This is a genomic window from Hahella sp. NBU794 (assembly GCF_050749805.1).
Taxonomy (GTDB): Bacteria; Pseudomonadota; Gammaproteobacteria; order Pseudomonadales; family Oleiphilaceae; genus Hahella.
Window position 1 is genome coordinate 4,129,977 of sequence record NZ_CP192738.1, and the last position, 20,611, is coordinate 4,150,587.

15 protein-coding genes are annotated in these 20,611 nt (G+C 57.3%); 7 read left to right on the forward strand and 8 right to left on the reverse strand.

Annotated elements, in window-relative coordinates:
* Window positions 1–62: 62 nt before the first annotated feature.
* Together ACQYWX_RS18065 and ACQYWX_RS18070 are read right to left on the reverse strand one after the other, a co-directional pair.
* Window positions 63–1,247, reverse strand: coding sequence for an aromatic amino acid transaminase (locus ACQYWX_RS18065; RefSeq protein ID WP_431685841.1), 1,185 nt, complete (start codon window positions 1,245–1,247; stop codon window positions 63–65).
* 72 nt (window positions 1,248–1,319) lie between these two features.
* On the reverse strand, window positions 1,320–2,279 hold the full coding sequence (locus tag ACQYWX_RS18070; RefSeq protein WP_216739166.1) for a DMT family transporter: 960 nt from the start codon (window positions 2,277–2,279) through the stop codon (window positions 1,320–1,322).
* Window positions 2,280–2,416: 137 nt separating this feature from the next.
* Between ACQYWX_RS18070 and ACQYWX_RS18075 the strand changes: the two genes are divergently transcribed.
* On the forward strand, window positions 2,417–2,884 hold the full coding sequence (locus ACQYWX_RS18075; protein WP_279502636.1) for an Lrp/AsnC family transcriptional regulator: 468 nt from the start codon (window positions 2,417–2,419) through the stop codon (window positions 2,882–2,884).
* A gap of 315 nt (window positions 2,885–3,199) precedes the next feature.
* On the forward strand, window positions 3,200–4,912 hold the full coding sequence (locus ACQYWX_RS18080; protein ID WP_431685842.1) for a discoidin domain-containing protein: 1,713 nt from the start codon (window positions 3,200–3,202) through the stop codon (window positions 4,910–4,912).
* A gap of 105 nt (window positions 4,913–5,017) precedes the next feature.
* On the opposite strand, the gene thrS is transcribed toward ACQYWX_RS18080, so the two are convergent.
* A complete protein-coding gene (gene thrS / locus ACQYWX_RS18085) occupies window positions 5,018–6,265 on the reverse strand; it encodes a threonine--tRNA ligase (protein WP_216739169.1) in 1,248 nt (415 codons plus the stop codon).
* 303 nt (window positions 6,266–6,568) lie between these two features.
* Here thrS and ACQYWX_RS18090 point away from each other — a divergent pair, with 303 nt between their 5' ends.
* Complete coding sequence (locus tag ACQYWX_RS18090) at window positions 6,569–8,089, forward strand: aminotransferase class I/II-fold pyridoxal phosphate-dependent enzyme (protein WP_431685843.1); 1,521 nt, start codon at window positions 6,569–6,571, stop codon at window positions 8,087–8,089.
* Window positions 8,090–8,092: 3 nt separating this feature from the next.
* Here the strand turns inward: ACQYWX_RS18090 and ACQYWX_RS18095 are convergent, their stop codons facing one another.
* The 5 genes from ACQYWX_RS18095 to ACQYWX_RS18115 all read right to left on the reverse strand — a co-directional run bounded on the left by ACQYWX_RS18095 (window position 8,093) and on the right by ACQYWX_RS18115 (window position 14,224).
* A complete protein-coding gene (locus ACQYWX_RS18095) occupies window positions 8,093–9,088 on the reverse strand; it encodes a S41 family peptidase (protein WP_431685844.1) in 996 nt (331 codons plus the stop codon).
* Window positions 9,085–9,636 (reverse strand): hypothetical protein, encoded by a 552-nt coding sequence (locus ACQYWX_RS18100; RefSeq protein WP_431685845.1) that lies wholly within the window; start codon window positions 9,634–9,636, stop codon window positions 9,085–9,087. Before ACQYWX_RS18100 ends, ACQYWX_RS18095 begins: the two co-directional genes overlap by 4 nt.
* Before the next feature lie 27 nt (window positions 9,637–9,663).
* Complete coding sequence (locus ACQYWX_RS18105; protein ID WP_127971371.1) at window positions 9,664–10,368, reverse strand: glycine zipper domain-containing protein; 705 nt, start codon at window positions 10,366–10,368, stop codon at window positions 9,664–9,666.
* Window positions 10,369–10,394: 26 nt separating this feature from the next.
* On the reverse strand, window positions 10,395–13,340 hold the full coding sequence (locus ACQYWX_RS18110) for a protein kinase domain-containing protein (protein ID WP_431685846.1): 2,946 nt from the start codon (window positions 13,338–13,340) through the stop codon (window positions 10,395–10,397).
* 134 nt (window positions 13,341–13,474) lie between these two features.
* A complete protein-coding gene (locus ACQYWX_RS18115) occupies window positions 13,475–14,224 on the reverse strand; it encodes a PP2C family protein-serine/threonine phosphatase (protein ID WP_127971375.1) in 750 nt (249 codons plus the stop codon).
* A gap of 200 nt (window positions 14,225–14,424) precedes the next feature.
* Between ACQYWX_RS18115 and ACQYWX_RS18120 the strand changes: the two genes are divergently transcribed.
* From ACQYWX_RS18120 to ACQYWX_RS18135, 4 genes are read left to right on the forward strand one after another with little or no spacing between them, the layout of a single operon-like run.
* Window positions 14,425–15,558 carry an AAA family ATPase gene (locus tag ACQYWX_RS18120; RefSeq protein WP_431685847.1) on the forward strand — a complete coding sequence of 378 codons (1,134 nt, stop codon included), beginning with the start codon at window positions 14,425–14,427 and terminating at the stop codon, window positions 15,556–15,558.
* Complete coding sequence (locus ACQYWX_RS18125; RefSeq protein ID WP_431685848.1) at window positions 15,555–15,974, forward strand: hypothetical protein; 420 nt, start codon at window positions 15,555–15,557, stop codon at window positions 15,972–15,974. The genes ACQYWX_RS18120 and ACQYWX_RS18125 overlap by 4 nt, the downstream gene beginning before the upstream one ends.
* Window positions 15,964–17,826: a hypothetical protein gene (locus ACQYWX_RS18130; RefSeq protein ID WP_431685849.1), complete on the forward strand. Its 1,863-nt coding sequence runs from the start codon at window positions 15,964–15,966 to the stop codon at window positions 17,824–17,826. The genes ACQYWX_RS18125 and ACQYWX_RS18130 overlap by 11 nt, the downstream gene beginning before the upstream one ends.
* Entirely contained in the window at window positions 17,826–20,534 is a 2,709-nt protein-coding gene (locus ACQYWX_RS18135) for a bpX6 domain-containing protein (protein ID WP_431685850.1), read from the forward strand. Before ACQYWX_RS18130 ends, ACQYWX_RS18135 begins: the two co-directional genes overlap by 1 nt.
* Window positions 20,535–20,611 lie beyond the last annotated feature (77 nt).

Consider the following 20,611-nt stretch of genomic DNA (forward strand, 5'->3'; position numbering starts at 1 on the left):
CTTAAAGCCCCGCGCGCCCATCCGCGCGGGGCTTTTTTATGAGGTGACGCCAGGTCTGTCTATCAAGCGCCGACAGCGATAAAGGCTTTCACCACCGCGTCGATGTCGCTTTCTCTCAGGCCCGCTACATTCAAGCGGCCGCCGCCGACCAGATACACGCCATGTTCCTGGCGCAGCATAGCGATTTTCTCATCGCTCAGGCTGGTGACGGAGAACATGCCTTTGTGACGTTTGAAGTAGTCAAAACGATCACTGCCAGTCGCAGCCTGGAACGCCGTCGCCAATTGTTCACGCAGACGTTTGATGCGGGCGTTCATGTCCTGCAGTTCGGTTAACCAGGTTTCCTTCAACTGCGGGTTATTCAAAATCATGGCGACAATCGCCGCGCCGTGATCTGGCGGCATGGTGTAAGTGGAGCGCGCCATTTCCAGGATACGTCCCCGGGCCTTCATGGTCTCTTCCATGGTTTTGCCGATAACGATAGCCGCGCCGGTGCGCTCGCGATAGAGGCCAAAGTTTTTCGAGCAGGAGGTGGCGATGATCATCTCTTCCACGCTGTCAGCCAGGATGCGCAAACCAGCCGCGTCTTCCATCAGGCCATCGCCGAAGCCCTGATAGGCGATATCGACAAACGGTAGAAACCCTTTCGAGTTGGTCAGTTCCGCAATGCGTTTCCAGGCGTCCAGGGAAATATCCGCGCCGGTGGGGTTGTGGCAGCAGCCGTGCAGCAACAGCACATCGCTTTCGCCCAACTGCTCAACCTGAGCCAGCATGGCGGCTTCGTCCACCGCTTTGGTTTCGGCGATAAAATACGGGTACTCTTTCACGGTCAGACCCGCCGCTTCCATCACCGGACGGTGATTCACGTAACTGGGCGAGCTGATCCAGACGGTGGCGTCCGGACGCGCTTGTTTCAGCAGATCCGCCAGCATACGCAACGCGCCGCTGGCGCCAGGCGTCTGCACGCCCGCAGCGCGGCTGTGCAATTTGGTTCCCTGCAACAACAGGTCAACCATCGCCTTGTTGAAGACTTCGTCACCCGCCAGACCGACATAGCTTTTCGATTGCTGCGTGTTCGCCAGCACCAGTTGCGCCTCGCGCACGGCGGCCATGATCGGCGTTTGCCCCTCGCTGTTGCGGTATACGCCGATGCCCAGATCGATTTTATTGGGTCGGGGGTCTTCCTTGAATGCAACGCTGATGGACAGGATCGGGTCCTGCTTGGGGGCGCTTAAACGCTCGAACATGTTTTTTACTCCATCTGATAGAGTGATTGACGTTGGAAATTCAGTGATTTTCGGCGCCGCCGCTTAACCTGCTCAGGCTTTCTCCCGGTTCAGCAGACCGCTGGCGCAAATGACGCCTGAGGTTACCAAGCCCAGTCCCAACAGGGAAGCAAATTCGACGCTTTCCTGTAACATAACCGCCGCCAGCAAAGTGGCGCAAACTGGCGTCATGGAGCCAATGGCGGAGGTAATTTCGGCGCCCAGTCGCGAGATCGCAAAACTGTACAGAAAGCCCGCTCCCAGCCCTACTCCAATGCCTTGCACCAGCATCTGCGCCGTTAACTCCATCATAGGCATGTCGCTCCAGGCTAATTCGGGCTGGCTCCATAGCGCCCAGATCAATAGCAGCGCCGCATTCGGCGTCGTTACTACCGCTGCCGCCTCCAAGGGCTTCAAGCCGCTTTGACGAACGGAAATCGTAAACACCGCCCACATGGCGCTACAGAATAAGAACAGCACATGGCCGCGCCACAGGTCACCGGAAGGATTGGATAAGGAGGAATAGAGAAAACAGGAGGCGCCCACCGCCACCGCCAGTAGCCCGTATCGACGCCATACCGACAAAGGCTCCTTGAAGATCAGCACCGCCATACCCGTGACGAACAAGGGCGCAGCTCCGGGAATCAATGTGCTGCCGTCCGCCACCGGGGCCCAGCCCATGGCGGCGGCGCTCAACAGAAAGAACGGCAGCCCCGCCCCCAACATGACGCCTAACAGGTACAGTTTGGGCGCCGCGAGAATGCGATGCCGGCGTTTGATGAGCAAGGGCATCAGGATAAGACCGGGAATACAGAAGCGAAACAGGGCAAGATCGAAAATCCCCAGGGGCGACAGCGCGCCAAACTTAAGGGAGAGAAAATAGCTGGACCAGATCAACACAGTGAGACAAGCAGCGCCATAACCCAGCAATTTTTGCTTCGAGTCAGACAGGATTGGAGTGACTCGGGTCAGGGACGCCTCAGAGTGAGCGTTAATGGACGCACTGGCGGACATAGGGATGCCTCGTTAGTTGTTTTTCCCATTATCATGGAAATTAAGAGGCGAAAACGGGCAACTTTCACGATCAAATAGCGCATAATTAGCTCATTAAGCCAAGAAATTATCAATTTGTAGTGATTGGAGCTAATCGCATGCAGAGAGCAAATCTTGACCGGATAGACCGACAGTTATTGGATCTGTTGCAACAGGACGCCCGACTCACTACGGCGCAACTGGCGGATAAAGTCGGCCTTTCCGCCTCGCCTTGCGCCCGACGCGTCAGACATCTGGAGGAAAGCGGACTGATACAGACCTACCGGGCGCAATTGGACAGAACCAAGCTGGGACTGGGGGTCACCATCTTCGTGCATGTCCGTTTAAGCCGGCACACAGAGTCCGTGGTCGCCGACTTCGAAGAAAAGGTGCGCAATATGGACGAGGTCGTGAATTGCCATACGGTATCAGGTCCGTTCGACTACCTGTTGCAAGTGGTCAGCGCAGATCTACCGGGATACGAACGCTGGGTGCGCCGCCTGCAAAGCCTGCCCGCCGTCAATAACATCGACAGCAGTTTCGCCATCCGCTCCGTGAAAGAGCATGGCCCTCTCCCCATCTACTGAGTGCGGGGTCGACGCCGTCCCGCCAACTTGCATTTGGGAACACTTTGGGAGATGACAATGGCTCTCCCAAACTCACCAATTCACTTTAAAAACAATCCATAACCAATTGTTTTTAAATTAATTAGACAAAGAATTACGGCTTATTCCAAACGAAATATCACCTACTCCTTAGGCCATCCAGGGTATTGGAGCAGCCGTCATCTTTTTACACTCTTGTTGTTTCGCTGCAGTGCGCCATGATTTTCATTGTTGGCGGAACTCATCCGTACTGCCGCCCAAACCGCCCGGATATAAGAACAGCAGGAAGGAACTACTATGAACACCTCAACCGTCCCCCCTATCCCGACGCCGCCCTGCGCCGTCGTTCGTAAACCGTGGCGCTCATCCGCCTCCGCTCTGGCGGCCTCCTTCGCACTGACCGCTCTGGCCAGCGCCACCGCCCAGGCGGCGGTCACCGTTTCCGCCGATGGTCCGGGCAACACTTATGAACTCTTCGCCGAAAAACTCGGCGCTGACCCTGAAACGCCGGACTGTCGCCATGCCGGCAGACATATTGCGGAAGAATGGAATGCTGAACTGAACACTCATGTATTCGCCTTTCTTGCCCATGTGGACGAAGACGACGACCGTTGCATCAACAGCGACCGTCAGCGCTCAGAGGTAAAAACAGCATCCTCTTCGCCTGACGAATTAAAAGGAACCCTAGGCGAAACACATACTTACAGATGGAAGTTCAAGCTGGACTCAGGCTTCCAGCCGTCTTATAGCTTCACTCACGTCCACCAAATCAAAGGGGACGGCGGCGGCATGCCGTTGATAACCTTGACGCCTCGCGCCGGCAGCCCCAACAAAATGGAGCTCATTCACAACTCAGACAGCGTCAATCTCGGCAAGGTCAAAATCGTGGACCTGGAGCCCTTTATGGGTGAATGGGTGGAGGTCATCGAAACCTCCCGCTTTGACGACCACGGCACTTACAGCATCCGCATCAAGCGTCTGCGCGATGGCCAAGAGTTAATGTCCTGGAGTTCCAATGACATTGATATGTGGCTCAACGACAAGCCTTTCGTTCGCCCCAAGTGGGGCATTTATCGCAGTCTCAACCACAAGGCGTCTCTGCGGGACGAAAAGGTGCTGTTTAACGATTTCTGCATCGCCGAGGGCGATGACCAATGCTCTGGAGACGGACCCGGCGACGGCGAGCCCGACGTCACAACCATAGAAGCGGAAACTGCCGGGTTGCACGGTCAGGCCAAAGTCCTGTCGAAATCCTTTATGTCCGGCGGAAAAGGCCTGGGCTACATCGGTAATGGCGATAACTGGGCGGAGTTCAGAGTCAACGCCAAAAGCGCCGATTACTATCCCATGACACTGCACTTCACTTCGGGCAAAACCCGCACCCTGTACTGGAGCGTCAATGGCGCAGGAGAGGACTCCGCCGCGTTGAACTCAGGCGGCTGGAGTCAGGTTAAGGCGTACGAGGACAGCTTGTTCCTCGACGCCGGGGACAACGTTATACGCTTCTACAACACCAGCGCCTGGGCGCCGGACCTGGATAAAATCGAATTCGGCGCGCCCGCCGGAGGCGAGCCTCCCAGCGACGGCGGCTCAACCACAGTGGCCAATCTCGCCCAGGGCAAACCGGTTTCCTGCACCGATGAAGAGGACGGCAACGGCTGTAGTCGCGCCGTGGACGGCGATGTGGAGACGCGCTGGTCGGCGAAATATTTTCCCCAAGCGCTGACCGTGGATCTTGGCTCAAAGTCCCAAATCAGCGCGGTTGAATTAGTCGCCTACAAAGATCGCGCTTATCACTATGTGGTGGAAATCAGTGACGCCGCCGCAGGCCCCTGGACGCAGATCGTGGATCGCAATGACAACGCCACTCCGGGAACCATCGAGGCGCCTAACCACGATGAGGTCGATGCCGCGGGGCGCTACGTGCGCATCCGCGTCAACGACGCCAATGTCTATGACGGCGACTGGACCAGCTTGCTGGAATTCCGCGTATTAGGCGTCTCTCTGTAGCCAGTAGCCAGTAGCCAGTAGCCAGTAGCCAGGACGTCATAGTAATGGGACGGCGTGAGCCGTCTCATTTTCCCGTTACTCTGCAAGTCGCTACTCTGCCAGCCATTAGTCTGCCAGCGCCGTCTCATGAGCAGATTCGCGCCCAACAGCATCCACTGAGTTGGCGACCGCCAGCGCTTCCCTCACGATCGCAACGATATCTTCCCGCGACGCCAGCGCCTGCTCACCGCCACGTCGACGCACTACGATGGAGTTGTCCGCCATTTCCTGCGCGCCGGCGATCAAGACAACGGGCGTTCTGCTCCGCCTCAGCAGCTTCATTTTTTTCGCCAGGGAAACATCGTCCAGGTCCATTTCAACGGGGACGCCGTGACGCCTCAACAAATCGCCAACGCTTTCACAATAGGCGACTGAGTCTTGCCCCACTGAGGCCAGCACCACCGGTTGCGGATGCACCCAGGCCGGCAGCGCCGCCTGATAAGACTCCAGCAGCACGCCGATCCAACGCTCAATGGAGCCATACACCGCCTGATGCAAAATCACCGGCCGGCGCCGTTCGCCGGCGGCGTCGATATAATGCAGGTCAAAGCGCTCCGGCATGTTGAAGTCCAGCTGGATAGTGCCCATCTGCCATTGACGCCCCTGCCCGTCCTTGAGCGCCAGTTCAATCTTGGGACCGTAAAATGCGCCCTCGCCTTCCTGCCGGACAAACTCCGCGCCAGCCGCTTCACAGGCCGCCGCCAGCATGAGTTCGGCGCGCTCCCAATCTTCCGGCGCGCCAAAGTAGTCCCGCTGCGGGCGAGTGGATATGAATACCTGTGGGCGTCCGTATCCGTAATCCGCATACACGCGCTCGGCCCGGCGCAAAAACGCCTGAATCTCGTCGCTGACCTGATCCCAGCGACAGAAAACGTGTGCGTCGTCCTGAGTGAACTGGCGCAGACGCATCAACCCGTTCAAGGCCCCGGAGCGTTCATTGCGGTGCACCGAGCCAAACTCGAACAAACGCAATGGCAGAGACTTGTAACTGCGCACGCCTCGCTTATACAGCAGAATATGCGCTGGACAGGACATGGGCTTCAGCGCATATTCCGGCTCGTCGCCAAACCCGGCGCCGACAAACATGTCATCGGCGTATTTTTCCCAATGTCCGGAAGTCTCCCACAGCTCCCGCTTCAAAAGCTGCGGCGTGGCCACTTCCTGGAAGCCTTCGGCTTCATAGGCGGCGCGAATATGGTTTTTAACAGTCCGGAACATCCGCCAGCCGCGCGGATGCCAGAACGCCATACCGGGCCCCTGTGGTTCTGAATGGAATAGATCGAGTTCTTCTGCGATATCGCGATGATTTTTCATGGTTCGCCTCCTACGGCTTCGTTTTCAGTACAAGTTCAGGACCCGAAACGAAAACAAGAAGGCGAAAAAAAACCCTCCGGCTCTCGCTCGGAGGGTCCTTTTTCTTCAGACGCGCACTACCCTCCAAGCCATTTGGTGGTGGTGCGGGTGGTCGAAAAAAGATTGATGAGTTTCATGTGGGCAAACATAGCATCGAAATCAATGCAGCGGCAATCCTAATGAGGAATAATTTTAACGCCCAATGGACGCCCTGCGGCGAAAAACTAAACTTTACTATGCAGTCGTTAGAAATGGAGGTCCGATATGTCACGCACATTTGAGCGTCAAGACGCCCCTTTCCCTTCCGATCGTTCTACTTCCGACCATTCCGATATACCTGCTCCCCCCTTACACACGCCGTTTATGCGCCGTCACATTCGCGCAGCGGCGGATCACCTGCGCAATGACTCCGAGCAATTGCGACAATGTTCTCCCGAACAGCAGCTGTATCATCACTATATCGACGCCGGCGAGCCTCATGGCCCGCCGCTGTATGCAGTAAAAGGCGAACACTGGAACGGGGTCTGCCCGGGATTTCTGGATTTTATCAACCAGTTCACCTTTCGACCTGAAGACATGGGATACGCGGAGTGTGGTTACGGCATTCAGCGTCATCGCGACTTCCTGCATCGCCTGATTCTCGCCGAGCATGATCTGTATTCGCTGCTGCAAGGCTTCGCCGGCCGTATTGACGTTGGTTGTCTGGCGATGACGACGCGCATGGCCATGTACGATCTGGCGAAAGTCGCATATCGGCAATTTAAGGCTCGCTGGCCCGAAGCCGCGCCAGTAGCTCTGGTTCCCACCCCCAGCTGGGACTATCGAGGGATTTTCAAAGATGTGGGCTTTGAAGTGGTCTACCTGCCCATCCGGCCGCAACATGGCTGGCGGCCCAATTTGTCGGAATGGAAAGACATTATCGGCGACCTGCGCGGACTGCAAAGCCGACGTATTGCGCTCGCCGTCAGCAACCCGCAGCATAATCCCACCGGCATGCAGTGGCCGACGGAAGTGACGGAGCACCTGTTACAGGTTTGCGCCGAGGAGTCCGCTTACTTGCTCCTGGATGACGCCTACTTCAACGTGCATGACCCCAGAACGCCGATAGTGAACCATCTGAAGGCGCTCTTGCATGCTTTTGATCAAAATGGCGGAGACAACGCGCTGGTTCGCTCCGGCATGTTTGAGCGCTGGGTCTCCACACGCCCCTTCGGCAAGCAATTCAGTTGCAACACCATGGGCGTGGCGGCGATAACGACATCTCCCCTGCTGTTGCGTCAGCTAGCGCGAGAATCCTGGATCAACCGCTATCACTGCAATACCCACAACGCGGAAGTCATGTGCGCCTGGCTGGCCACCCAGGACGCCGCGGACTGGACGGTAGAAACCGGGTTGCAGTACGCGCGACAGAAAGAACATGTGAAGCAGTTTCTGGTGACGCAACTGGGTTGGCCGCAAGACGAAATCTGCATCGGCCCCTCCACGTCTTACATGATTTTCGCCGTGCCCGAGGTCTACCAGAAAGAACCCGCCGGCATTGATCGTTTCCGCGACGACCTGTTTTACGCCACCGGCACGATGTTGTGCGCGTCGCTGTTCAATCAACAGGCCCCGGCCCCCTATGTGCGGCTTCACCTGGGAAGTCATCCCGATATCATTGATGAGATTTTGAGGCGCTGGAGCACAGGCGGATTGCACTATCGACAGAAAGGCCCATTTGCAGGCCAGGAAGCGCTAAAGACGCCGCTGCCTCAGCAGCGTTTTCGAACGCAGGCTGAAAGCTGAGCGTTAATCTTCCCGTTGCGGCAGGCCTTTAAGCGCCGCAGCGGGAAGAAATCGCCGCGGCGCCGGAATAGCCTGATCCACCGGGATACCGGCGCCGCGGCATTCAAAGTCCGGCGCATAGGCGTAATAGTGGGTGGTCAAATGCAAACGGCTGCCGTCGTTCAGCATGAATTCCTGCTGGGACCAGCATTTGCCGTAGGAAGGCGCCCCCGCAATAGGAACGTCCAAATGCGTCTTCAGCGCGCCCGCCATCACTTCGCATGCGCTGGCGGTTAATTCGCTTTGCAGGATGACGCCTGGAACCGCCGGGTGGTTTGCGGTTTTCTGGCTGTAATACTCATACTTTTCCCCGCTGGCGGCGATCAACTCCGCGACTTTCTTGTCTTCGGGCAGCCAATCGGAAAGTATGTCGATGGTTTCGTATAAGTCGCCGCCCTGACAGTAACGCAGATCCAGGGTATACCCTTCCTTCAACCTTACGCTGAGACGATTGAGGGTGGCGCGGGTTGAGCGGGCGTCGATACGGAACAAGGTCAGCGTTTGTTGCTTCGCGTCGATGATCATATCCGGCGCGTTAAAGGGCTCTAAACGCACTTGGCGGGACCAGCTTTCTGACTGGTCAGGCCAACGACCTTCGACAAGGACGATTTCACTATCAGGACTGATTTTACTGGGATTTAGCCAAATGAAAGGACGGTTGACTCCCGCTTGCTCCAATCCGCCGTCCGGAAGCGGGTATATCAAGCGCTGACGACCTAGCGCGAATTCCACTCCGCCCAGTCCGCGCCGCGCGCGCTCGGGGGGAATCACCAGACCATAGGGGTCCAGCAATGGCAGCAGTCGCGCCAAATCCTTGCGCTCCTGCAATAGCAGCGCTTTGGCGGCATCGCTCGCATACCAGTTTTCATTGACGATAGTGTCGAGAGAAGCGGCCGCCGCAGAAGCGCAGGCGGCCGCCAATAACAGGCATGGAAGCGCAGTGCGTCTTCCCGGGATCATTGCAATTGAAGGTCCGCGCGTTCCTGCAGCAACTGATATTCATCCAGCAGACTGTCGCGCTGATTTTCCAGCGAGGCCATGTCCGCCGCCGACATGACTTCACTGCCGACTTCGGCGCGCCCGAGCTTAACCTTCAGGTTATTCATGGCGTACTCCAGTTCGGCGACTTTATCCTGCAGCTCCTGCTTGCTGGATTCCTGCACGCCCACTTTTTGCTTGAGCGCGGACAGGTTATTGGAAGCCTTGTCCAATTGCTTTCTCAGTTTGTTCAACTCTGCGCGCTGAATCTTGAGCGCCGCCGTGCGCTCGGCTTTGGTCATTTCCAGCTCGCGGTTGCCGGCTTCGACTTCCGCAGTCTCCGCGTTAACCTCGCCCAGCTCACGCTCTTTGCCGACCTTACGCGCTTCGTAATCGCCGCCGTACACCCCATACAGGCCTTCAAAAAAGCCGCCTTTGCGGGGATTGTTGTCCGTATTCGGCTGATGCGCGCATCCTCCCAGCAGGAAGGACGCGGCGATCAGGCCGGCAGACAGAGTTCGCAGAGTCATACGCGCTTCTCCTTGTCCGGCCTGAGATTAGATCAGGTTCTGCTGGATAGCCGCCAACTGCTCTTCCTGCACGCGCATGGAGCGGATAGCGTCAGTCAGTGCGACGATTTCTTTCTGCAGCGCGTCTTTTTCAGGCGTCGGCGCAGGGTTTTCAGCCAGCATGGCGTCGAACTTGGTCACCAGGTGCTGATGGTAGTCTTCCAACACTTCGATCTGGCCGGCGTTTTCTGCGGAGACTTTTTGCAGACGCTCATTCTGCTTGGCGTACACCAGCTTTTTGTTCTGGTTGGACACTTTGGTCTTTTTGACTTGAGCGATTTCTTTTTCGATGGACTCGATTTCTTTCTGCAGATTGTTTCTGGTGTCCAGTGCGTACTCGCGCTGTGCGGTGGACTTGGCGATCATCACGTCCAGCGTATCTTCCTGGGAGATGGCTTCTTCACGCTGGTCCTGCACGTGGCTGCCCAGCAGACCGCCCAATAGACCACCCGCCGCTGCGCCGACCAGTGCGCCGCGTCCGCGTTTGTCCTTATCCACCAGAGCGCCAGTCACCGCGCCCAAAGCCGCGCCGGTCACCGCGCCTTCAGTCACGGTTTGGGTGCGCTGGTCGCTGGTGGATTGAGCGGTTTGCTGATCTGCTTTCTGGTCCGCATTCTGCGGCTTGGCGTTTTGTTGCTGGCAACCGGTAGTGGCCAGTGCGCCTGCGAGGATAAGGAGGCTTAATTTCTTCATCGTTACTAATCCTTATAGCTAGTCGTTTAATTCAAGATTGCGTTCAATTGATCTTTCAATTCGTCGTCTCCAGCCTCAGCAGTGGAAATGCATTGGCCGAGATGATCCAGCAGCAGGCGGGTAACAGGCTGATCGGATAGATTTGCGGTTGTCACTCCGTTGTCCTTTAAATGACGGGTAAACTTCTCTGCGCTCAGATTCTGATCGCATGCATTCGCCAAAGCTGTTTTGTATTCCCCTAAACTCTGCGCCGCCTGATCCTGCGCAACATTGAGCTGCGCACGCGTCTTCTGAACATCCTGCTCGTAACGGCTACCAAAACGCTCCCGTAAATCTTCGTTCACTTTGAGACGTTTTTGCAGAGTGAATGTATTGCTTTCGGCCTTCACCCAACTACTGTAATGCTGATAGAGGAACAGGCTGAGGCTGGGACTGAGGTCCTGCGTCACTGTTCCATTGGCGGGCGCTGGGCCGCCAAGGCCGGTTATTGTAGCGATTGGAGAAGGAATTAGCACTATTACGGCTAAAATTCCCCCAGCCGAACCTAACCCGGCCACTCTCGCCAGACGTTGTCCGAAACGTCCGTCCGGCGCTTTGGCGAACACCTGCCGAATGCCGATGCCCGCCACGAAGCCGCCCAACGCCAGGGTAATAAGATACTGCATGGGTCCGGCAAGATTTGTCCCCAACCGTTTGATGGAGGACAACATATCTCCCACCGAAGAGAGATCCACGGGTGATCCTTCCACCAGGGCCAGCCCGCACACCAGCGCGCTCAAACTCAGCCCGTGCAGCAACAGATATTTCGGGCGGAACGGAATGCAGCCCAGCAATACGCTGAACATCAGGCCGAACACCAGCCCTTTTTCCGCCTGCAGGTAGGAGGCGTGATTGCGCAAGGTGAACAGGATGAAGCCGGTGGACATAGCGGCCCACAGCGAGCCGAAAATAACACGCTCAATCAATGCGCGCTTGTAGCGCCTCTTCTCTTCCCGCTCATCCGCCAGTTGCGCCTCCGCCATCGGCAGCAGATCAAGGATGAATCTGGCCTCGGCGATACTGGTCGGCTCCGCCCGATAGATACGTCCGAACCACTTGACCTGAGAGGCCTCCCGGAAACGTTCAATGGAAACCTGCGCCATAATCTCGGCGGGAGACTGGTGCTTGAGTATCGCTTCCAGGACATGGGCCATGAAGGCCATGCCGGGCATTTTTTCGAACGCGCCAGGCTGGGTGAAAGACCCCATTTCGGCGAACTTCAGCGGAATATTCAACAGCGGATTGGCTTCCACTCTCGGCATCAGCGTCTCGGTTCCGCTCTGCTGCCGCAGTCCTTTCAGAGACGTCAGATAGGCGATAACTTCACGCTGCCAATTGTGGGCGTACTGGCGCAGGGTGACGTCTCGTTGCGTCTTGCCCGCCTGCTCCAATAAATTGTGGCGATAGACCCCGGTCAGGGTTTCCAGGTTGCTACGGGTCAGGTTCTTGGCGCCTTGCCCTAGAAACGCCTGCAGCCCTTCCCGGGTCAGCTCCAGTTCTTTAAATTTGGCCTTGAGACTGGGATTCAGATAACTGATGAACTTGAACAGACGCAGGTTGGGATCGCTACTTTCCTGGGCGAAGTGACGCACCCGTTGCGCCGCCTCCAGGTTATCCTGTGAGGAAAACCAGTTTTCCAACTGCTTGGCCAACACCTTGTCCACCAGAGGGTTAACGTCCCACTCCGATTGCAGCGCCTTGCCGACTTCCTCCAACGTCATGCAATCATGCAGACCAATTCGGAAAGCCCCTTCCGGCACCTTGCCGCGTGCGGACACACGCCGCGCCTTCACCGGCTCCAGGTCCCGATACACAGGAATGTCGTTGTCGCCAGCCAGCCAGCGGCCTATTTGCTCCGTTCCCCAACGCAGCTCATTGTTACGGGTCAGCAGGCCTGCGCATAACAAGCGCCAGCGCACGTCGGCGACGCCGCTCACATCGATGTCATGCAGGATCTTATAGTCCACCACAGTTTCGTGGTCGATTTGCTCGAAAACGCCCTTGCCGCGCAGACACTCCATAATGATCATGCCCACAGACCACCAGTCCAGAGCGGCGGATTTGAGACCCGTGCTGGCCTCCGGCGCCGCATAGCGCTCGGTGCGGGAGATCGTGGTGCGGTTGCTTTCGGTATTCATCATGGAGGAAATACCAAAGTCCACCAGACAGATATCCAAAGGCGAGGTGGTGCGCAGCAGGATGTTGTCAGGTTTTAAATCCCGGTGGACGATGGCGTGTTCATGCAGACGGGTCAGTGCGTCATGCAATTGCGCCAGCAGCTTGTGCACCATGGTCAGCGACATGGGGCCGCTGAGAGATTTCAGGTAGGTTTTTAAGGTTCCGGCCTGTACAAATTCCATCACTTCGAAGAAGCGATGGGTGCTCATACAAAACTGAGCTTCTATCAGGTTAACAATGTGGTGCTTGCCCTGATTCCCCAACAGATAACGCACCACTTCGTCCTTAGGGCGCATATTCGGGTTGTACAGTTTAAGAATGCAGTCTTCGCCGTTGTCGTGACGGGTGACGATGCCGACGGTGGCTTCCGCGCCGATGGTGGTCAGCCATTCAACCAGATCATAATTCTGCAGAATCGCCGGAGGGATCACCCCCCATGTGGAAGCTTTACCGGTGGCGGTATTGTCTGTGCGGCGCGAGGTGTTTGACGACACCGCCGTCGCGGGCTGCGGCACCACTTTGGTTTCCGGGGCCGCTTCAGGTTGCGGTTCGGTCCGCTCCTGGGGCTCCGTGCGCAATTGCGGCTCGGTGGGCTCATCCTCCTGCGCAGCGTCTTCCTCGACGGATCGCGCCTGCGCCAGTTGAGTCGGCTCCATCCCCGGCGCTACTACCGTCGGTTCACAGTCCTGTTGCGGTTGAGTGGGATCCACCACTTCGTCCAAGCTATCCTGTGAAGGGCGAGAATCCTCAGTCACTGCACCACTCCGTCAGACCTCTGAGTAAAACGTACGTCAACGGCCGCTGTTTAAACGCAAGCCGCATGAACACCAAAATACAATCCCGGGAAAGACGAGTCGGCGTCTCCCGGGACAGGTCGCACACACCGGATTCAATCATCCAGTCTTTCTATAAGAATAAACGAAAAATTGTCATGCGCTCCGCCAGCTTTGATACGAGCGCTCAACCAGTCGCCAACCTGCTCTGTGTCGCCGGACATCATATTGGCCTCAAATTCAGAGGCGGAGACGATATCCGTCACCCCGTCGGTGCAGATCAGCAATCTGTCAGTGACGCCGAATCGAATCGGGCGGTAGTGGGCGAAGGGAGCATTGTTAACCGGCTCTACTCCCAGGGCGGCGATCAGTTTGTGACCGTCCAGCCCGGTTAATTCAGGTGGGTCATCATCGTCGTATCCGAACACATCGTCAATACTGACCTGACGTAAGTACCCGAATTGCCAATGATAAATACGCGAATCTCCAATATTGAACGCATGCAGCGCGCCCTCTTGCTCGTAGACGCCCGCCAGAGTGGCGCCCAGCCCGTGGGTCTCGGGACGATTATGCATCAGCTCCGCCAGACGGGACTGACAACGGTCCAGTACGCTTTGTAAATCCGGCGCAGCGCTGAGATTGCACGCCGCCAGAGTGGAGCACAGCGTATAGCTGGCTAACGCGCCGCAGGCATGACCGCCAAGACCGTCCGACACGGCCCAGCTTTCCGCTCCTGCGGTTTCAAAATACCGGGTGACGGGCTCCGGCATGGATTGATTAATAACCTGACCGCAGATCAGCACAGTGTCTTCATTGTGCTCTCGTTGCAGTCCGGTATTGGTTTGAAACGTTACCTTTAATTTCACTCTTTGCGATCCCTGACTTTACTATCGAACCCTTATGCGCCCTGTCGTATTATCGTTTGACTTCACCGACGCGCCGGCTATCATTTTGTGGCGGGCCGCTGCGCGCCCTATTTGTTACAAACTCTCGTTTTCACAACGAGTTGCGCGGCCACCCCGTTATTCTTCAGAAGCCCCTCCACATTGGCAAGCAACTTATTACTATGGAAGTATCAAACGCCCTCTCGGCAGTGCGCCAAGCCGTAAAAGAAGCCACCCAAGGGCTGGTTGAGCGCGAAACGATCGTTGACCTCATTCTTCTTTCCGCCGTGGCGCGGGAGCACCTGCTGATAATCGGTCCTCCCGGCACCGCCAAGAGCGCCGCCGTACGACGGATTTCCCAGGCGCTGGGAGGAAAATACTTTGAATATCTGCTGGGACGCTTCACCGAACCCAGTGAAATTTTCGGGCCTGTGGATATCCGCAAACTGTCCGAAGGCGTCGTGGAAACCGCCACTGACGGCATGTTGCCGGAGGCGGAAATTGCGTTCCTGGATGAGGTCTTCCTCGGATCGACGGCAATTCTAAACACCTTGCTTGGGGTTCTCAACGAGAGACGCTTCAAGCGTGGGCATACGCATATAGATTGTCCGCTGCGTATCTGCGTGGCCGCCTCTAACCACTTACCGGAAGATGAAACGCTCGCTGCTTTCGCCGACCGTTTCCTGGTGCATTGTTTTGTGGAGCCCGTGGCGGATGCGCAGCTGGAAGAGTTGCTACGCCAGGGCTGGTGGGCGGCGACCCATCCTCCGGTCAAGAGTTGCGAAATAAAGCTGCTGGATACTCTGGCCGAACAGGCGCGACAGGCGGACATGTCCCTGGTTCAACCTTTGTTGGCGAAGTGCGTGCGCCTGTTGCGCAAGGAAGGCATTCAATTGTCTGACCGCAGAGTGGTGAAAGCGCAAGGTCTGATCAGCGCCGCCGCCACGCTGGCGGGTCGAAGCCAGCCCACTGAAGCAGACCTGTGGCCGTTACTGTACGCGGTTCCCACTCGGGAGAATCAGGAAAGCGCCCGCGAAATTCTTAGCGACGCCTTGCGCCATTGTGAAAATGACGCCCTGTCCGCCGCCGCGGAGGCCGCCGCCAACAGCCCAGCCGCTCGCGCCGCGCGATTGGCGGAGAAAGCGGAGGCATTGTTACAGGAAGAAGCCTCTCATGAACGCCGTAGTCGCCTGGAAGCGCTGGGGCGGGAAATCGACGCAGGCTTTGCGCCGGACGCCCTGCCCGAGCGCCTCTCCAACCTGCGCCTACGTCTGCAGGAAGCACTGACTCAGCATGAGGCGCCGCAGGGAGAATGATTGAGATCGAGTGGAGGCGAAGCGAGCAACCAATGCAACCCGGCGGGTTGCTCGCACGCGCAGAACACAGAGCCGACTGCCTGCGCGCGCTCCTGCAACTGGAGCCGGCGCGCCAGGCGGCGCTAATGGGTGTCGCCGCCGCGTCCTGCATCGTTATTTTTGGCGATGAGACGGATCTACCCTGGATTCCTGGCGTTATTTATCTTGGTCGCGCTCCATCCAGCCCTAACCTGTGGTGGCCGACTTACTTACAGCCGATGACGCCGCCGGATCTGTTACAACAGGCTGTGCGTCGTCACGCCGGTTCTGGCGATTTCGCCATTGATCCAGAGCGCAAGACGTTGATTCCCCTGCGGGAAGCCTTGCCACTGGACCCGCACACTATTCAGGACGTACTGAAACGCCATGCGACTTAATAAAGGCGCCGAAAAATGGTCTGTTCTGCTGCAGTTGTTTCAGGATGATCTCGGAGACTACCTGAACACGACACAGCAAAAGCTGGCCACGCTGTTTGGCCCCGCGCGACTGAGCGCACTGTCGGGCGAGCGCGAGCCGGACGGCTACGCAGGCGTGTCCAGAGAGGCGGATTACCAACGCCTGCTGCTTAGCGAATGGACGGTCGCCAAGCGCTACCCCCATGAGTTTATGCGCAGAGCGGCGATGGGCGAACATTTGTTTTTAGCGCAAGCGCAAAAGACATCCCGTAACGACCAAAGCACCATCCTGCTTTTTGACGCCGGCCCCATGCAATTGGGCGCGCCGCGACTTGCGCACCTGGCTCTGTTTATCCTCTTCCTGCGCCGGACGGCCCAGCAAAAACGCATTCTGCGCTGGGGGATGCTGCAGGACGACAAACTGCAATTGAGCGAACAGGCGGACGAAAACGCGGTCATGAAACTGCTGCGTTCGCGCTACCCGCAGCCAGTATCGACGGAGCACATCTCCGCCTGGAAGCAGCGCTTGCAAGAACTGGAGTATTCAGAGTTGTGGCTGGTTGGCGGCCACACGCCAGCCTCCCTGCCCCATTCCCGATCTATCCTGATTGAGGAAAACGTCGCAATTGGCGCCCCGGCGTCACTGCAGGTCAGCCTGCTATCTTCGTCCGCCAGTTCTGGTAAACCACCTGGCGACTCACTTGCCTCCGCCAAAACGCTCACCCTCCCTCTGCCGGAACAAGACATCGGCCTGCGTCTGTTGCGCAACCCATTCAGCCGGAACAAAGCGACGCCTGAATCGACTCAGCAAGAGGCTATCACCGGGTTTGCGGCATTCAGTCAGAACGGTCGCAAACTGGCGTTTTTCCAGGGAACCAACAAAGTTGTCGCCATGTCTATTCCCAGCTCTTCCCGCGAAAATCCAGGAGGAGTGAAAACGCTGGCTTGGCCAAAGAGCCAGCAGTTGCTGGCTTTGTCCCTCAGCAAAAAGCGTCTTAGCGCTATACTCGTCTCGGGACAAAAGTCTTATCTTCACCGCTTTCCAGGCTGCCAGGAAACTCTAGCCCGTCCCGGCGCCAAGAATATTTCGCCCCAGCCGTTGGGAAGACCGCCAAACCCCTTGTTTTTCACGCCCACCGCCAAGGAGCAGCGCCAACTTTGGGTGAAAGACGCCGAAGGACGGTTGCTGTATATGAACTGGGACACCGACGATGCGGAGTTTCAGCGCAAAGACGAAAACGTTCTACATCTCGGCGCCTATGGCAAACGTTTATTCCGAGCGGTCTGGCGCAAGCCGAACCTGGTCGTCTATGGCGCCATGAGTGGAGAAAGCGCCCCCTTGAAGGAGAAGCAATTTCCTACTGAACTGCAATCGGAACCCAGTGTTTTCTTCCATACTGGATCTCATGGCTCTGTACAGGGCGTTCCCGCCATGGCGTATCAATACGCTGAGAATACCTGGAAGATCTCGGCCGCCTCAGTGAACGAAACCATTGACATCGCCGCGACGGATGGGACCGTGGTCGGTATCGTCTCATTCGCGCCGGCAGCGGAAGAGCTGGGAGGGTATGTGCGTCAGTCCAGACCCAGCCTGATTGTGCTGGAGCCGTGCAGAACCAAAGTCACCGCACGCCAGGACGCCCACGTTTTTTTAGTCATGAAGAATACGCGCAAAATGTCGCATATGATGATCAATCCACACCTGCCCTATTTGCATTACATTGAAGACAGCGGGGACTATGTCGTCTACGCCATTCTGAAGCAGGAAGAACTTCTGCGCCTGCCCATTGACGCCGCATCAGAGGCTTTTTCGGATTCAGGCGGAGAGCGTTAATGAAAGCGAAAAAGCTGCTGCACCAAGGCGTTCTGGACTGCCAGGGCCTCTTGCTGGAACTCGGGAGCAATGACGCGAGTCTCGACAAACTGAAGCGCCACATTCTGCAAAACTGGATTCCGGGCTCCTTTCTTTATGAGCTTGACGAATGTTGGGCGCTGGTTTGGCCACGGCCACGAGAACTGGACTGCCAACAGATAAGCGGTTACGCGCTGGTGCGTTATGGCGACACACTGTCGACCACTCCCCTGTATGACGGCCAATTTGCGCCAGACGGAGCTTTACAGTGGTTGCTGCGGCAGCATGCCGGCGATTTGGCCAGGCACTCTTTACACAAGGAGAAGCTGCGCGATCCGTCCGAGTTTATCGCCATTAACCGCTACCAGGTTCTGACCGTGAAGCCACTGGGGGAAATCAGCCCGCCTGAGGCCGCCATCCAGCATGTCGACAGCAATGTCCGCCAGGTATTCAAAGAAGCCGGCTTAGAAGCGTCGCAAGCGCAACAGGAGACTCTTAACGCGCTAAAGCAGATGCAGTCTGGAGCAAACGCCGGCCCGACGCTTACCGGCTTGGTTCGCGCCGCGCTATCCGGGTTATTCAGAACGTCTGGAGACAATGGGTCCGGGGCGGCGTCAGGTCAGGGGCGCAAGCCCAGCACGCCATGGTCGCGAATGCGCGATGCGGTGTCCATGTATCTCATGACCACCCGCATGGGCGCTCTCCTTGGCAGAAGACAGGCTCAGCACCTGCATAAGATGATGGAGCTGTTTGAGCAAGGGTTACTGGAAGAGGCGCTGAAAAATGCGATACCACTGGGGGATATAAGAGACGCCTTCGATAGGAACACGGAACGCCCTGCTTTTGGCTCGCCCGACGCCCGCCAGAATCTCTCCCTGAGCACCCACCGACAAAGCAGCGGCGGCTCCATTTACGTGCAAGATGAGTCCATGAGCCTGCTGGAGCGAACCTACGAGCAGGCGTTCAAACGGCTGGACGCCGCCGGCAAAATCGAAGAAGCGGCATTCGTACTGGCGGATCTATTGCGCAAATACGAGAGAGCGGTGGACTATCTGGAAAAGCACGGCAGGTTCAAACTGGCGGCGGAACTGGCGGAAGGACAACAACTTTTCCCCGCCCGGGTCGTGCGGCAATGGCTCTTGGCGGGGGATACGGCCCGCGCCATCGCCATCGTGAGACAGACTGAATGCTACAGAGCCGTCCTCGACCTGCTACATCGACACGCGCCGGAAGAAGCCGCCCGAATGCGCTGGGAGTTCGCCAGCCAACAAGCCGCGGAAGGCGCCTTCCATGAGGCGGTGACGCTCGCCTGGCCGTTGGAGGATAAGCGCGACGAGGTGATTGAGTGGATCAACCGGGCTGTTTCCGAAGGCGGTGATAACGCCGCAAAATTATTGATCTATTACCTGAAGACAGGACATCAAACGAACGCTCAAGCTTATCTGCGGGAAGCGCAGCGAATACTGTCTGATGATCGAGCTGAATACGCCCATGTCCGCCACGCCCTCATTCAGGAGTTAAGCGTCAGCAATGGCGCGGACGCCAAACAGGAAGGCGTGCGGCTAGCGGCGAAAACAGCGGTTCGCGCCCTGCTCAAAGAGCTGAACACAGGGCATGCGAAGTACGATAAGCGTTCGCTGCAGCGACTTCTCGGCGTAGCGGCCGATCCATTACTGAGTCATGAGGTAAGCGCGCTCGCTCTGGGCGCGGCTCATCATGGAGCCGGAGAACCACTGCATGTTCGCGCCTCGCCTCTGGAATACAGCCTTGCCAAAGGCGACGGCGCCGCCATCCTGGACATCTGCCCACTGCATAATGGCGGCCTTCTTGTCGCACGCGGCGACGCCGGCTTGTTTATGTATGACGCACGGGGCCACTGCGTCCATAGCTGGTCCGTCGGCGCACGCGCGCTGGTGGGTTCGGATCACGGCAATCGCGCGCTGGTGCTGGACCGCAATGAAAGCTTTATCAAAGCGCAATATTTTGATCTCGCCGGACGCAGCGTACGCCGCTGGCTGGAACTTAAAGCTGACCGCATCGCCACCAGCTTCGATGGCGGACAATGGATCGCCGCAGAAGGGACCAGCCTGTGGTCGCTGGATGTATTGAGTAGTTCCCAGAGAAGTGCGTTATGGAGCATTTCCGACCTGCCAGGCCATGTCGTTGCGCTCAATCGAACGCCCCAGGCGCTGACAATGCTGGTGCAAAGCTCCGGGGACGCCTTCGAGTTGTGGCGCTATCGGTTACCGCACTTTTTCCTGCGCGCACGCGACCCGGTCAGCAAAACGATCATTCGTCAATGCCGCCCTCTGGCGATGGGCCCAGATGGCGTCATCGCCGGCCTTTTCACGGATCAGGGCGACAATGGAGCGGAGCATTTATCGCTCCTTGAGGGCGATCATCGTGGAGAACCATTAGCGCTGCCGCCAACGGATAAAATAGCGCATGCGCTGCTGCAGGATGACTGGCTGGCGGTGGAAACCCAAAGTCCCGGCGGTGGTCGCAAGTTTCGCCTGTATGCAAGACAAGGCCGACTTATCCGCCAGCTCTGCCTGTCCATCCATGTTGAGGGCTTTGCGCCAGTGAACATGAAGTTCTTCCCCAAACAGCTGGCCCTGTATAGCGATGACGGCAGAGTGATGGTGGTGGAACTTGACGAAGGCCGTCTGGTCAAGGACTGGAGCCTTTAAGGCTTAAACGCCAGGATTGCCTGGCGCAAAATATATTTTCTTACGCCACGGCTTCCGTCTTGCAGTTTTAAGTCCGC